Annotated in this window: 16 protein-coding genes; all 16 read right to left on the bottom strand. The window is 38.7% G+C overall.

The features are described from left to right. Positions 1 to 1,395 carry an aspartate ammonia-lyase gene (locus tag GVV22_RS00950; RefSeq protein ID WP_159648336.1) on the bottom strand — a complete coding sequence of 465 codons (1,395 nt, stop codon included), beginning with the start codon at positions 1,393 to 1,395 and terminating at the stop codon, positions 1 to 3. Between the two features lie 12 nt (positions 1,396 to 1,407). Then, positions 1,408 to 2,517, bottom strand: a complete 1,110-nt coding sequence (locus GVV22_RS00945; RefSeq protein WP_159648335.1) for a Sapep family Mn(2+)-dependent dipeptidase — start codon at positions 2,515 to 2,517, stop codon at positions 1,408 to 1,410. Position 2,518: 1 nt separating this feature from the next. Further along, positions 2,519 to 3,475 carry a N(4)-(beta-N-acetylglucosaminyl)-L-asparaginase gene (locus tag GVV22_RS00940; protein ID WP_159648334.1) on the bottom strand — a complete coding sequence of 319 codons (957 nt, stop codon included), beginning with the start codon at positions 3,473 to 3,475 and terminating at the stop codon, positions 2,519 to 2,521. A 16-nt stretch (positions 3,476 to 3,491) separates the two neighbouring features. Then, positions 3,492 to 4,010: a GrdB-related putative oxidoreductase gene (locus GVV22_RS00935; protein WP_159648333.1), complete on the bottom strand. Its 519-nt coding sequence runs from the start codon at positions 4,008 to 4,010 to the stop codon at positions 3,492 to 3,494. 83 nt (positions 4,011 to 4,093) lie between these two features. Further along, positions 4,094 to 5,452 carry a PTS sugar transporter subunit IIC gene (locus GVV22_RS00930; protein ID WP_159648332.1) on the bottom strand — a complete coding sequence of 453 codons (1,359 nt, stop codon included), beginning with the start codon at positions 5,450 to 5,452 and terminating at the stop codon, positions 4,094 to 4,096. Then, positions 5,452 to 5,775, bottom strand: coding sequence for a PTS sugar transporter subunit IIB (locus GVV22_RS00925; RefSeq protein WP_159638664.1), 324 nt, complete (start codon positions 5,773 to 5,775; stop codon positions 5,452 to 5,454). Before GVV22_RS00925 ends, GVV22_RS00930 begins: the two co-directional genes overlap by 1 nt. 133 nt (positions 5,776 to 5,908) lie before the next feature. Further along, entirely contained in the window at positions 5,909 to 6,247 is a 339-nt protein-coding gene (locus GVV22_RS00920) for a PTS lactose/cellobiose transporter subunit IIA (protein ID WP_201290676.1), read from the bottom strand. 9 nt (positions 6,248 to 6,256) lie between these two features. Then, positions 6,257 to 8,158 (bottom strand): BglG family transcription antiterminator, encoded by a 1,902-nt coding sequence (locus tag GVV22_RS00915; protein ID WP_159648331.1) that lies wholly within the window; start codon positions 8,156 to 8,158, stop codon positions 6,257 to 6,259. Between the two features lie 18 nt (positions 8,159 to 8,176). After that, positions 8,177 to 9,544, bottom strand: a complete 1,368-nt coding sequence (locus tag GVV22_RS00910) for a class II fumarate hydratase (RefSeq protein ID WP_159648330.1) — start codon at positions 9,542 to 9,544, stop codon at positions 8,177 to 8,179. Next, positions 9,545 to 10,726, bottom strand: coding sequence for an NAD(P)-dependent malic enzyme (locus GVV22_RS00905; RefSeq protein ID WP_159648329.1), 1,182 nt, complete (start codon positions 10,724 to 10,726; stop codon positions 9,545 to 9,547). Positions 10,727 to 10,887: 161 nt separating this feature from the next. Then, the gene (locus tag GVV22_RS00900; protein ID WP_159648328.1) at positions 10,888 to 11,319 is read right to left on the bottom strand and encodes a hypothetical protein; all 432 of its coding nucleotides are present in this window, start codon (positions 11,317 to 11,319) and stop codon (positions 10,888 to 10,890) included. 5 nt (positions 11,320 to 11,324) lie between these two features. Further along, positions 11,325 to 11,507: a helix-turn-helix transcriptional regulator gene (locus GVV22_RS00895; protein WP_201287488.1), complete on the bottom strand. Its 183-nt coding sequence runs from the start codon at positions 11,505 to 11,507 to the stop codon at positions 11,325 to 11,327. A 180-nt stretch (positions 11,508 to 11,687) separates the two neighbouring features. Further along, positions 11,688 to 12,146, bottom strand: coding sequence for a hypothetical protein (locus GVV22_RS00890; protein ID WP_159648327.1), 459 nt, complete (start codon positions 12,144 to 12,146; stop codon positions 11,688 to 11,690). Positions 12,147 to 12,251: 105 nt separating this feature from the next. Further along, positions 12,252 to 12,566, bottom strand: coding sequence for a hypothetical protein (locus GVV22_RS00885; RefSeq protein WP_159648326.1), 315 nt, complete (start codon positions 12,564 to 12,566; stop codon positions 12,252 to 12,254). A gap of 137 nt (positions 12,567 to 12,703) precedes the next feature. Further along, the gene (locus tag GVV22_RS00880; RefSeq protein WP_159648325.1) at positions 12,704 to 12,868 is read right to left on the bottom strand and encodes a hypothetical protein; all 165 of its coding nucleotides are present in this window, start codon (positions 12,866 to 12,868) and stop codon (positions 12,704 to 12,706) included. A gap of 325 nt (positions 12,869 to 13,193) precedes the next feature. Beyond that, the gene (gene gap / locus GVV22_RS00875) at positions 13,194 to 14,198 is read right to left on the bottom strand and encodes a type I glyceraldehyde-3-phosphate dehydrogenase (RefSeq protein ID WP_159648324.1); all 1,005 of its coding nucleotides are present in this window, start codon (positions 14,196 to 14,198) and stop codon (positions 13,194 to 13,196) included. Positions 14,199 to 14,235 lie beyond the last annotated feature (37 nt).

The raw sequence follows: 14,235 nt of genomic DNA, 5'->3' as shown, positions 1-14,235 counted from the left end.
CTAACGTGGATGAATCATAGATTCAGGTCGTAAAGCATCATCCACTTCTGCTTCACTCATTAATTGTTGTTCCAATACAATCGTACGTAGGGATTTGTTTTCTTTCAAAGCTTGTTTTGTTATCTCTGAAACTTTGGCATATCCTAAGTGTTTAACAAGAGCTGTCGCCATTGCCAATGAATGTTCAACATAGTCATGAACGCGATGCTCATTCACTTTTAAATCTTGAATAGCATGTAGGCGCAGTGTCGAGCATGCATGACGCAAAATCTCTAACGATTCGAATAAATTATAAAATAAAACAGGCTCAAAAACATTTAATTCCATTTGACCTGCTTCCGCAGCCATCGTGACAGTAGCATCGTTTCCAATTACTTGAAAGCATACTTGATTCACAACTTCAGGAATGACAGGATTTACTTTACCAGGCATGATTGAACTTCCTGGTTGTTTTTCTGGTAGAAATATTTCATTAAAACCAACTTTAGGACCCGATGCCATCATTCGTATATCATTGCAGATACGTGATAGTCCAATCGCAAATGTTTTTAATGATGCATGAACATATGCAAATCCGTCAACATGCTTCGTTGCATCCACAAGGTCTTCAGCACTTACAAACGATTTACCGGTAATCTTGCTCAAATTTGCCACAGCTTTCTCACGATATCCAGGTACCGAATTAATGCCTGTTCCGACCGCTGTTGCACCCAAATTTACGACTTGCATTTCACTTAGAGCATGCTTGAAACGTTGAATGTCTCGTTGCAAAACGGACTCATAACTTTGAAATACTTGACCCATTGAAATTAAGACAGCATCTTGAAGATGGGTACGACCAACCTTGATAATGGACGCAAATTCCACAGATTTCGCATGAAATGCATCGGCTAGAAAATACATCTCCTCAAGAAGAAGCATTCCTAAATTTAAGACGGTCAATTTACCTGCTGTTGGAATAATATCATTGGTTGATTGTGCACGATTCACATGATCATTCGGATGGATAAAATCATAGATACCAATTTGTTTATTTAAAATCTGAGCTGCACGATTGGCTATAATTTCGTTCACATTCATATTCATTGATGTTCCCGCTCCACCCTGAATTGCATCTGTAATAAATTCTTGTTTGTGCATCCCTTGAATAATTTCATCACATGCTTTCACTATCGCATCACTTCGAACACTGTCTAATTCATCAACTTCATGATTAGCAAGGGCACACGCTTTCTTCACCTGGGCTAGGGCAATGTACATCATATCATTGACATGTCGACCCGTAATCTGAAAATTATCAAGCGCTCTAACAGTTTGCGCACCATATAAAGCATCAAAAGGAACCTTAACCTCACCCAAAGAATCCCGTTCAATTCGAAATTTATCGTTTATCATCATGATCTCCTGTTATAGATTTCTCAGTTTATACAAAGCATTGCTATAAATTTTTCCATTATTGCGGATATCTTCAAGGTCCATCCATTCATCAGGCAAATGGGCAATATCTTTTTGGCCTGGAAAACTTGGGCCATAAGCAATAATATTTGGAATTATTTTCGCATAAGTACCACCCGTGGTCGTCACCGGAAGTAAACGGGTTCCTGTAACCTCTTCATAGGCATCTGTCAGCAACGTAATTTCATGCGATTCTTTGTCGTAAAATACAGGATCCCAATTATGTGCACATATCACTTCAATCGAATCGGGAACTACCGCTTTGATCATTTCGATCAATTCGGATATCGGTTTGGCATTGGGATAACTTAATGATATTTGGAACATTAAGTTTTCTTCAATGACACCCAGTTTGTATCCCCGCATGATCATTTCACCAAAATCATCATCCCGAACATTAATACCCAATTTAACACCATTTGTTGGACTCGATAGAATATACTCATTAATAAATGCGTTGAACGTATCCAGTGGCCCATGATTTACGAACTGAATTAATGCCCGTCCACGTTCACCATAGACAGCTGGCCATTTACAATCTGGCGTCCAGCCAAATACGGGAGGTTGCTCCTTGGTAAGATAATGTTGAACACATCCGAAGCCAGATTCTTCATTGGTTCCGAAAACAATGCGAACGGGCTTGCTGAAGGTCACACCCAATTCTTTTAGAGCATAGAGAGCGTAGAGGTTTGTTAATATGGGTCCTTTATTGTCAAGGACTCCGCGACCATAGATGCGACCATTATCGATAACCCCTTGAAGTGGTGGATACTGCCACCCTTCGCCAAGCGGGACAACATCAACATGACCAAAAATACCAATATAGTCACCATCGCCTTCGCCATATTGTGCATACCCTATAATATTGTCAATATTTTTTGTTGCAAATCCAAGCGCTTCAGCAATCGCCAGTACTTCTAACAGTGCTTTTTTAGGCATTTCACCATAAGGAGCTTCAGGTGTATGATCGCCCTCAACAGATTCGATCGCAACAAGCCGTTGGATCGACTGCAAAAGTTCTGGCATCAATGCATCCATTTTTTCGTAAATTTGCGCTAACATTTTATTTTTCCTCCAGCGGTTTCATACGATCCGTTAGATACTGTTCCAACCACGCTTGAGATGCGACTTCATGAACCATCGTATCGCCAACTCGTTTGGTTGTATATACCGTATTCGGTTGGGATTCGGTTGCTACTGCAAAAGAGAAGTTATCAATATTTGAAGCAACCCCCCATTCACCTTTTGGGTTCATTGCCACAATTGAGATATCCCCTGCTTTTCCACGTCGTTTAATAAGTTCACGATCCAAATCAAAGGTTACTTTATTGACAGCGTCTTGAGGACTCATTCCCGTTTTCATGAGTCGAACAACTTCATACGATACGACACCTTTCATCAAATCTTCGCCAAGACCTGTTGCGGACGCACCGCCTGCTTCACTGTCTGCATAAAGACCAGAGCCAATGATTGGAGAATCTCCAACACGGCCTCTTTTCTTCATGAATAAACCACTTGTTGATGTTCCCGCAACAACATGACCCGCTTGATCTAGTGATACCATGCCAACCGTATCGTGTCCTGAATATGGGCTGATTTCTGTATCACGTAAATCTTTAACGCGATTTTTATAATGAATTTTAGCACGGTCAGTTAACATATTTTTCCGTTCAAAGCCATGTTTATGAGCATAAGCTTCAGCCCCCGCACCCACAAGTAGATTATTAACTGGAAATGTACTGAGTGAACGTGCAATTGAAATTGGGTTCGCAAAATCTTTGAGTGCCGCTACTGCCCCAACATCGAAGCTCGTTCCATCCATGTAAGCAGCGTCTAATTCCACTTCCATTTCTTCATTTGGTAACCCGCCATATCCAACAGATTTGTAAAAAGGAAAATCTTCAACCGCTTTGATTGCCGTTTCTATGGCATCGCCCGCACTTCCACCATTTTGAAGATTTACCACAGCATCATCAATACCTTCTTTAGCCATTCGCCACGTTGCAATAATACCCCACATAGAGCGTACCTTCCTTCTAATAAATGTAATCTTTAATTAATTCTATATTACCATTATTCGTTTTTGCGTCAATAACCTTAGCCATATTCGCAAATGAGTCGCGTAATCCAGTACCACCCTTTTTGGGCATCTTAACAATCGTCACGAGATCCTTGTATTCTTCGATAACGGAATCATTCTCAACTGAGCACATCACAATCGCTTTCGCATCCGTTTGTGTTTCAATCGCGTGTGCTAAGATGGCTGACATATGCGCATAATCTTTATAGTTAAAGCATGGACCGCAAATAATCATTTCAGCTTTTAATTTGTTGACCAAGCCGACGACTTTACGAACTACTTCATCTTGATTATCAAAGAAGTATTGATTACCACAATACATCGTCGCAAGTACCGATGCATTCACATCTTTAAGGTTACTCTCAAACATATGGTAAGATCCGATGCCGCCCTTTTCCACGGCAAGTTCAACATTTGGACGTTCTTTCCCTCCAGCACCTGCTTGAGTTTGATCAAAAAATAATAATGTACGCATGAAGCATACCTCCTTTAAATAAAGCCAAGCAGCTTTGTATCCCCTCTCGATGTCAGGAAAGCTGCTTGGCAAATTATGATTTCTTACAGATCATCAAATGAGATATCATCGAGTGAAATGCCATCGAGCTCATCAATTGTGTCGTTTTCACTACCTTTTAAGCTTTCTTCATGTAGATACTGCTTATCAAGAATCTTGAAGAATGGGTAGTAAAGGAAGCAGTCGAGAACGACCAATCCAATTTGGAATATACCAGCAAAGATACTTCCCGTCGATAACCAACCTGAGAAGAAGAACGGCGTCGTCCACGGTAGCGCAATTCCTGTTGTGAGTGGTATGAGACCCGTTGTCATCATTATCGTCGATAATATTGAGTTAATCACAGGTACAAATAAGAATGGAATAATGATAATTGGGTTCAGAACAACTGGTAATCCAAAAATAATCATTTCATTAATCCCGAAGATTCCAGGAACAATTGAGAGTCGACCCAATTGTTTGAGACGTTGTGATTTTGCAAAGAACATCATAACAATAACGAGTGATAAGGTTGAACCTCCACCACCAAAGTTTGAGAAGAAATCTCTAAATGGTCCGGTAAAGATATATTGGAGTGGTTGTCCCGCTTCAAATGCAGAAAGGTTAGCCAATGTCATTGCTTCATGAATTGGTCGGAATACTGTATTTGTAACAGCTGGACCATTAATACCAAAGAACCAGAACAGGTTACTTAAGAATTGGTAAATGACATCAAATGCTTTAAATTCACCAAAGCCCATCAAAGGTGCTTGGAGTACTTTATAGATAAAGACATGTGCGTATTCAAAGCTTGTTGCAGAGAATCCGATACGTGTAAGGAAGAAAACTACGAATACAAACGCACTTGGGATCAATGCAGCAAATGATTCCATAACTGCAGGAGGCACCCCTTCAGGTAATTTAATAATCCATCCTTTATGATGAACCCATGCGAAAATTTTTACTGAAATAAGGGCAACAATCATTGCCAAGAAGATTCCTTGTGAACCAAGAACTCCAAATGAGAAGCCTCGGAATGCTTTACCAGCTTCATTGACATATTCTGGATAGCTAGTTTGTGTAAGGATGAGGAATGAAACAAGGGCAACAACACCACCTGAAATTCTATCAACCTTAAGTTCACGAGCAAAGGCATATCCAATACCCACGACAGTTAGAATCGAAATAACATCAAATGTAGCAGAAACTACGGATGATAATTGACGATCCCATCCTGCACCGAAGATACTTGCCATGAACTCCGGATACCCCTTAATCGGGAAGTTGGCAATGAGTAAGAAGATCGATGCAACTATAATAAATGGTGTACTGATAATAAATCCATCACGAATCGCTGATAGGACTTTATTTTTACTGAGCTTCTCCGCTATCGGAGCAAGCACTCTTTCTAGTGTATCAAACATTATTTTTTATTCTCCTTCATGAGTAAAATTGATCGTTTAAGAACACGTTCTCCATCCACATTCCCATAGTCTTCCAAACTGATGACTTCAATAGGAATTCCCAAATGGCCAAATTTTTCAATTGTTGGCTCCAAGCGATATTTAACTTGGGGACCTAAAAGAATAACATCTGGATTAAATTCATTTACGATTGCTTCCATCTTAGAATCTGAAAAAGCTTTAACTTCGATGGGTAAGTTATGCGTATCAGCGACCGATTGCATCCTACTTGCAAGTAGACTTGTTGACATCCCGGCATTACAGAATAAGTAGACACGTTTCATAGGATTCTCTCCCTCCTTTATGTACTTTCAGTATACCTTACAATGAAAGTGCTTCCACCTAAGGACATTTCCTAAGTAAACGGAACAAAATTACGTGATTTTATGTGATACAAAAAAGAACTCTATGGAGTTCTTAAGATTGTGTCGCGATTATTTGTTCAAGTGCTTGCAATTTTTCATAGCTCGCAACCAACTGTTCGGCAAGAATTTTAATGGTTTCTGCAGCCATTAATTGATCTTCCGCATGCATCAAGATTAAATTTAACGGTGTTTTTTCACCACTTGCTTCTTTTTGAATTAAGGCAAAATGAGCCTCATGCCCCTGAATACGATAGCCTTCACCTTCTTCAATAAGTGCACGGGCTTTATCAAAATCGTAAGCATTTGCGTATGTCATCGCTTCCATAAACGATGATTTCGCTGCTCCTACAGCACTAATAATTTTAAAACTCACTAATTCTAAATCTTCCATAATTTCCTCCTAGTCGTTCATCATCCAATGAACAAATTCATTTCTATTTTTTGATTGCAGTAGTTTCGACATCTTTTCTGTACTCGTAATGGTTTCTGATAACCAATCAAAGAAGAGCCACATCTTAGCACTATCTTCTTCTGTGATAGCAAGTAACATCACCAGTTTAACATCATAACTACCCCATCGTATTGGTTTTTTTAACAAGGCAACCGCAACTTTAGACTGATGGCTTTCAAGGTCCAGTGGATGCGGAATTGCGATTGCGTAAATAAAGGACGTGGATGACATCTTTTCACGGTCTAAAACAGATTGTTTAAAATGTTCCGAAACAATGAAATGATCTTGAAGTGCCTTCGATACATAATCGATGACCGCTTCAGGTGTATCCAAGTCTAAATTATTGAAGAAAAACCGTTCATCAATTAGCGTTCCAAATTGATTTCCAAATTCCTGCTTAAAACGATTCTTATCCATTTCATTCAAAACTCTAAAAATCTTACTTTCATCATCATGATTTACAAACATTGAAATTTGTACTGTCGGTATTTCGAGACGATGCTCTATGGGTAAAATTGAGATAATCAAATCAATGTCATGATTCAAGACATCTTTTTCAACAAAGTATTCTTGAATCTCAGCAATTTCAATTCGATCTTTAAACATATTTGTGATCTTACCCTTTGTTAGTTTTGATAAACTGCGATTATTGGGTGCGATCAACATCACTTGATATTTTTTAGAATTTGATAAACGGTCATAAGCCGCACCAATATGAATTGCAATGAATCCTACTTCTGACTCTGATAATTCAAACCCAAACGCATTTCCAATCAATCGGCTGACTACTAATCCCATTTCAAAGATTAAGGGGTAAGATTTTTTAATTTCCTGTAAATGGGCATTGGGGATCACGGTTTCATTCGTGACGCGCATGACTAACGATTGCAAGTGCAAGCGCAGTCCGTTTTGAAAGTCCTCATCTTCCGTAAAATCCAAATCAAATGTTTGAAAGATAACATCCGTCAAATCAGCAAGTAGTTTTGAGATATTAACATCCTTCCCTTCATATTGAAGGGTTTCACTGAGTTTAACCGCATTCTTATATCCCATAAGTATTGTTGCTAATGCCTCTGCTTCAACCTCAGAATACGTGATAGGTATCATCGTCACAACTTTATGGAAGAAATCTTGTGCAATCTGAAACTCAATACTTTCTTGAAGATTGTTATTACTCTTATCTAAGTAATGACCACTAAGCATGCGTTCAATTGTGATTCCAATATGAACAACAATCATTGGCACAGCGGTCTCGCGCACTTGATAATTATGTTCAGCAAGTGTCGCTTCAAATATCTCAGTGACGCGCACAAGGTCAAAACGTTTATACAAAGACGCAGTTCGATTGATATTTATGAAATTATCTTTGATTTCATCAGCTAATAAATCCCGATAGATTTTTCGCTTTACATGTTCATTCCCATCAAAGTATATATGATTATCGTTCCGCACTAATTTTAGACCACCATATGGTTTAATTAACTCCCGAATGCGTTTGATATCACCTTCAATCGTATGCTCACTCACAAATAATGCTTCTTGTAGAGCAACGATACTCCGTCGTTGTTTGCTAAATAGTAATTCTTTTATAATATAAATACTTCGTTCATTAGGTGTTTGCGGGATAATATCTTCAGATGCTTCTTTGTACTTTTGATAAATTGCTAAATCGATTAAATACCCCTCGCGCGTACTTGATGCAACGATACCTGGATAGGTCTGGTTGAGGGAATCGATGTCTGATCGGATCGTTCGATCCGTAACACCCACAACTTTGGATAACTCTTTTCCTTTAATCCATGCATCTTGTTCAGCCAGGTACTCAAGAATTTTTCGTTGTCTCGAATTCAAGACGGTCCCTCCTTACAGCTAATCTGGTTTTATCATTTTCTCATAGTCAAAAAATTCGTCGAATGCTTCTTGGTCCATAAGACCACGTGCAATCACGACATCGCGAATACTCAAATTCTTTTGATGTGCTTCTTTTACGATAGTTGCCGTTTCATCATAGCCAAATTTGCGATTCAAAAAAGTTGCTGTCATCAGTGATGTCTCAACGTTCGTATTCATCTTACTTTCATTTACTGTAATTCCCGATAAACACCGATCATTGAACGATTGGAGTGCATCCGCAAGCAAGCGTGTTGACTGTAGTGTGTTATAAATAATCAATGGCATACAGGCATTCAATTCAAAATTGCCCATTGCCGAACCCATTGTTATAGCATGTTGATTACTCATAACCTGAATTGATGTCATAATCAATGCCTCACTTTGAGTCGGGTTCACTTTACCAGGCATGATAGAACTACCTGCTTCATTGACAGGCAAATTTATCTCCCCTAAGCCACAACGCGGACCACTTGCGAGGAAACGAATATCATTGGCCATTTTCATTGCATTACTTGCTATTGTATTTAAGACACCATGACTAAAGACAAAGCTATCTTTTGAACTCATTCCATGAAATTTATTCGCTGTTGGTCTGAATGACTCTTCCAGATAGCGATTCAACACATCACACACTGCGGCATCAAAACCCTCATAAGCATTAAGCCCTGTTCCCACAGCTGTTGCACCAATCGGCAAAGTCCGTAAATATTTTAAAGCATCTTCTATTTGACGGCTTCCTTCGACAAACATAAATTGCCAGCCACTTAATTCCTGTCCAAAAGAAATTGGCGTTGCATCTTGAAGATGCGTACGACCTGTTTTGATAATTGTCCCATAGGTATCGATGAGATTCGAAAATGTACCGATGATTTTTCCTATACTCGGTTCTAAGCGGTTTTTAATCGCCAAAACAGCACTCACATGCATCGCTGTAGGAAACACGTCATTGGAGCTTTGACCATAATTCACATGGTCATTGGGATGGACTTTAGTTTCCCCTAAACGTTCATTTGCTAAGTTTGCAATTACTTCATTAACGTTCATATTTGTTTGTGTACCACTTCCGGTCTGCCAAACTGAGAGTGGAAATTGATTGCTATAATCACCTTCAAGCAGCGTATCACAAGCCATAATAATCGCATCCGCAATCTCATCTTCAAGTTTAAAATGTGATTTATTTACTTCAGCGCACGCTTTTTTTACCAAAATAAGCGCTTCAATAATCGGTTGCGGCATCGTTTCTTCACCAATTGGAAAGTTCACTAAACTACGTTGGGTATTCGCACCCCAGTATACGTCGCTTGGAATTTCAACACTGCCGTAGATATCATTGATTGTTGACATTTAGTCCTCCTTTGCCAGTCCTGTTTCAACGGCTTTGTCCGCAACTGCCTTCGCAACAACACCCACGACTCGTGGATCCAAAACAGTTGGAATAATGTACTCTTCTGCTAATTCATGATCTGCTACCAATGATGCAATACCTTCAGCAGCTGCGATCTTCATTGCTTCACTAATTTGACGTGCACGTACATCCAAAGCTCCTTTAAAAATACCAGGGAATGCAAGCACGTTATTAATTTGGTTCGGATAATCAGAACGGCCTGTTCCTACGATTCGAGCTCCAGCTGCTTTTGCATCAGGATACGATATTTCTGGATTAGGATTAGCAAGCGCAAAAACAATCGCATCTGAATTCATTTGACCAACATTTTCTTTTGAAAGTAAATTTGCGAGTGATACGCCAATAAAGATATCAGCATCTTGCATGACATCAGATAATGTAGCTTCCCCTTGAACATCAGCAAGATAGTCACACAATTCTTGAACAACAAAATCATATGAGTCACGTTTTGTCTTATCGACAACACCAAGGTTATTGATGGCGTAAATGTCCGAAACGCCATAGACATGAAGCATTCGAATAATTGAACTTCCTGCAGCACCCGTACCTGCAACAACAACTTTTGCATCTTTAAGATTTTTTTGTACGAGGCGGCATGCATTAATCAAACCTGCAATGACGACAATTGCTGTACCATGCTGATCATCATGAAAGACTGGAATATCAAGTTCGTTCTTGAGGGTTTGTTCAATATATACACATTCCGGTGCTTTGATATCTTCTAAGTTAATACCACCAAACGTTGGCGCAATCATTTTACAGAAAGCTATGATTTCATCCGGACTATTGACATCAATCACGAGCGGTACTGCATTGAGACCCGAGAAAGCCTTAAATAGCATCGCTTTCCCTTCCATGACAGGCAAACCTGCTTCCGGACCAATATCACCAAGACCTAAAACAGCACTTCCATTACTTACAACAGCTACCGTATTGCCTTTCCATGTATAGTCATAGATTGCTTCTTTATTTTCTTTAATTTTGAGACATGGTTGCGCAACTCCGGGAGAATATAAAAGACTTAAGTCATCAAGCGATGTGACCTCCATCTTATTTTCTACACTAATTTTCCCCTTAAGTTTGCTATGCAACGCTAATGACGCTTCGATCAAATTATCCATTTCCGCTCTCTCCTTCATTCTTACGTTTATTTTATCATTTTAAAATTCATTCGCACACTAAGGATACACACATTGACTTAGGAAAATATTTCCACGTGCATCTTTTAAGAAAAAAAACGATGTTGCATTGAAGACATCGTTTCGTACTCATTTATGAATTCTTAAATATCTTCAAGACTGTTTAGCGACGCGTATTTCCTAAAAACAAGTACGGTAAATAGGACGGTTACACCTGTTTGAACAACAAGTCCCATTGAATTTGTAAATAGTGGCAAAACACTAACCGCTTCACCTTGAACAATCACCAACAGCATCATACTAATGAATAATACGCTAAGTGCAAGAAATACATACCGTACGCGTTCAATATAGGATTCAGAAACACCATCATGTAACAACATATATCCTACAACTGTAAATAAGGATACATAGATAATGACAAAATCTGTTCGTGTTCCGGATTCAAGGGATACACCAAGTAGATCAACCGCAAGATTTTTAAGAATCAACAGTCCGATCATCACGAAGAAACCATACAATAATCCTTTACCGCGAATTAGAATCATTCGCTCGTCCATTTTTTCTGAAAACATCTAAATTACCCCTCTTCCCAAAATAAATCATCCAATGTCACATTCAATACCTTGCAAATGCGAATGCACAAATCTAACGTTGGATTGTAATTGCCATTCTCGACGCTGATAATCGTTTGACGTGATACACCAACGCTTTCTGCCAGATCAATTTGTGACAGACTTTTTTCTTTTCTTAGCAACTTCATTTTCTCATTTTTAATAAGGTTTACCTCCTTAATGTCAAATATACTTTACTTCATCTGTACCAAAATGTCAACTTAACTTTACATTATATTGCTCTCTTTCGATAACAAATAAAAACTCAGATATTTTAATACCTGAGTTTTTATTTATGCATAGCGTCTGAGCATGTCATTAATTCTAATTTATGTCTCAATACATACGAATCCCGCACCGCGTAATTTAATGTTCTCAATTTCTTTCTCTTCTTTGATGTTCGCAAACTTATGCCCATTCACAAATCCAGTAAATCCAGCATTTTTTACTTCCTGCGGGGTAACTGAACGGAAATCGTATTCGATAATCGTCTTCAATGTTGTATTTTCTGTCGTGTACGAAAAATCTATCCACGCATACTGATTATAATTTTGCGCTCTTTCTTTCGTTGATACAACTGCATTTTCAAGATTTTCTTTCGTTTCAAGATCAAGCAAAATATTTGCTTGATACCCTTCAAACGTTCCTGATACATCTGTAATATAGACAAGTTCTTGTGTAAATTTCGGATTACTTGTATCCGTGCATGTTGTCACGATTTGAATTGGCTGGCGTGTGCATCCGCCCAATAGTATCAAAACACCAACAACACTCAATATTTTTCTCATATTCCCCACCCTTTTCTATCCATCATTATAGATGGTTTTTGAAGACAATGCATCATCAACTATGGACGAATGCTATTTGATGAGAAGCGAGACATCAAAAATAACTTACTCGAAAGAACAGAAATTTTGTTGCTGTGCAGACATGTACGAGAAAGGAAATGGAACAATACACTTATAAACATAGCCCTCCATCGGACCATTTTTTCCATCCGTACCAACGCGAATCCAATAGAATAATCCTCGATACTCATCCGTAAATCCATCACCTGCATTACCCACTCGAATTGCAAAAAATGGTTCTTTAAACCCACGTTCAGTATCGCTATCATATACAACCCGTTTATAATCGATTATTCCCATTACAGCAACTAATCCTAGACATACTAAAACTATTAAAAGTACTTTATACCGTCGTTTCATTTTGCCCTCCAAGTTCATATCCACGATTTTTAACAGCACGCTTCTTTATCAAAATCCCATTTGAGTAATTGATCCATGTCTCCTATACAATTTAGACTCTTGGGCACTCTACTTGATCTTTGTAAAAAATAGAAAAACTAATCTGGCGAAAAGACGCCAAAGTAAAAACAAAACAAACCCATTATCGCAAAGAAAAGCCCGATCCAAGATGCTGCACTTGTATTTATTTGTGCTAAATAAATCGCAAAGAGTTCGAATCCAATCCCCAACAACAAAGCCTTATGGGAGTTTTTACTAATCATTGTCATTTACCTCCATTAAAGATATTTCAAATCTTATTTGGGTTAAATGGTGCCACCAAATCTCATATGTCCAATATACATGAATTTACAAAAAAATCCAATCTGTGATTGAGCCAAGATTGGATTTTCTTAATATAAGGAAACAAAGGAAATCTCATTTACTTTCTTTTTGTAATAGCAATTGTCTTTATACCTATCGCAATAGTGAAACTAATCATGGATTGTGTATACATTTTTGTTTCCAGAATTGCTTCATTTCGACTTTTATCTATAATATCCAAGAGTTTCCTTTGTAATATTGACAACACGGGGTTTACAAACTTCGTTATAACGCTGCAAATTTAAGCAATGTACGCACGAGTTGTGTCACGAATCCAAATTCATTATCATACCATGCAACAGTTTTGACTAATTGATGATCTCCAACAGTAGTAACTTCAGTTTGTGTTGCATCAAAAATTGAACCAAACGGTGTCCCAATTATATCACTCGACACAATTTCTAAATCAGTGTATCCAAATGATGGATTGTTGTCAGTTGCCTTAACCATAACGTCATTAATCATCTCCTCGGTAACTTTAGTACCGAGAATACTGACTAATTCAACAACCGATCCGTCGATAACGGGAACACGATGTGAATGTCCTTGTAGTTTCCCGTTTAGTTCTGGAAGCACTAAACCAATTGCTTTGGCAGCACCAGTTGTGTACGGAACAATATTTGCAGCTGCAGCGCGGGCACCCCGAAGATTAGCACCCTTAGGTCCATCCACGATTGCTTGATTTCCTGTATAGGCATGAACTGTTGTCATTGTTCCAACTTCAAGTCCGAAGGCATCATTCAATGCTTTAGCCATGGGTGCGAGACCATTTGTAGTGCATGAGGCAACGGAGATTATGCGATCATCTGCGGTAAGTATATCATCATTAACATTAAAGACGATAGTTTTAACAGGTCCAGCTGGCCCGGAAATAATAACCTTCTTTGCACCCGCATCAAGATGCGCTTGAGATTTAGATTCGGATGTGTAAAATCCGGTGGCTTCAATTACAACATCTATATTTTCCGCACGCCATGGAAGGTTATGTGCATCACGTTCGGAGTAAACTTTAATAAATTTCCCATTAACGATAATACCGTTTTCAGCTGCCTCTACTGTACCATCAAACTGGCCAAAGGCAGTATCAAAACGGAATAAATGTGCGAGTACTTTAGGTTCTGTTAAGTCATTAATTGCGACCACTTCCATATCTGGTGCATCACTTAAAATGCGGCGCAGTGTTATACGACCAATGCGGCCAAAACCATTAATTGCGATTCTTTTTGTCATTTTTAACTCCTCAATGGGACTCTATCCCTATTTGTAC

The sequence above is a fragment of the Erysipelothrix aquatica genome (assembly GCF_009828825.1).
In the GTDB taxonomy this organism is placed as follows: Bacteria; Bacillota_I; Bacilli_A; order Erysipelotrichales; family Erysipelotrichaceae; genus Erysipelothrix; species Erysipelothrix aquatica_A.
Note: the sequence above shows the minus strand (reverse complement) of the source record. Positions and strands in the feature narration are given on the sequence as shown.

What these genes read in the sequence shown, in the direction of transcription:
- GVV22_RS00900 (WP_159648328.1), bottom strand. Translation starts at nt 11,319, where the DNA reads ATGTTTTCAGAAAAAATGGACGAGCGAATGATTCTAATTCGCGGTAAA.
- GVV22_RS00950 (WP_159648336.1), bottom strand. Translation starts at nt 1,395, where the DNA reads ATGATAAACGATAAATTTCGAATTGAACGGGATTCTTTGGGTGAGGTT.
- GVV22_RS00935 (WP_159648333.1), bottom strand. Translation starts at nt 4,010, where the DNA reads ATGCGTACATTATTATTTTTTGATCAAACTCAAGCAGGTGCTGGAGGG.
- GVV22_RS00885 (WP_159648326.1), bottom strand. Translation starts at nt 12,566, where the DNA reads ATGAAACGACGGTATAAAGTACTTTTAATAGTTTTAGTATGTCTAGGA.
- GVV22_RS00890 (WP_159648327.1), bottom strand. Translation starts at nt 12,146, where the DNA reads ATGAGAAAAATATTGAGTGTTGTTGGTGTTTTGATACTATTGGGCGGA.
- GVV22_RS00945 (WP_159648335.1), bottom strand. Translation starts at nt 2,517, where the DNA reads ATGTTAGCGCAAATTTACGAAAAAATGGATGCATTGATGCCAGAACTT.
- GVV22_RS00895 (WP_201287488.1), bottom strand. Translation starts at nt 11,507, where the DNA reads ATGAAGTTGCTAAGAAAAGAAAAAAGTCTGTCACAAATTGATCTGGCA.
- GVV22_RS00910 (WP_159648330.1), bottom strand. Translation starts at nt 9,544, where the DNA reads ATGTCAACAATCAATGATATCTACGGCAGTGTTGAAATTCCAAGCGAC.
- gap (WP_159648324.1), bottom strand. Translation starts at nt 14,198, where the DNA reads ATGACAAAAAGAATCGCAATTAATGGTTTTGGCCGCATTGGTCGTATA.
- GVV22_RS00940 (WP_159648334.1), bottom strand. Translation starts at nt 3,475, where the DNA reads ATGTGGGGTATTATTGCAACGTGGCGAATGGCTAAAGAAGGTATTGAT.
- GVV22_RS00930 (WP_159648332.1), bottom strand. Translation starts at nt 5,452, where the DNA reads ATGTTTGATACACTAGAAAGAGTGCTTGCTCCGATAGCGGAGAAGCTC.
- GVV22_RS00920 (WP_201290676.1), bottom strand. Translation starts at nt 6,247, where the DNA reads ATGGAAGATTTAGAATTAGTGAGTTTTAAAATTATTAGTGCTGTAGGA.
- GVV22_RS00925 (WP_159638664.1), bottom strand. Translation starts at nt 5,775, where the DNA reads ATGAAACGTGTCTACTTATTCTGTAATGCCGGGATGTCAACAAGTCTA.
- GVV22_RS00880 (WP_159648325.1), bottom strand. Translation starts at nt 12,868, where the DNA reads ATGATTAGTAAAAACTCCCATAAGGCTTTGTTGTTGGGGATTGGATTC.
- GVV22_RS00905 (WP_159648329.1), bottom strand. Translation starts at nt 10,726, where the DNA reads ATGGATAATTTGATCGAAGCGTCATTAGCGTTGCATAGCAAACTTAAG.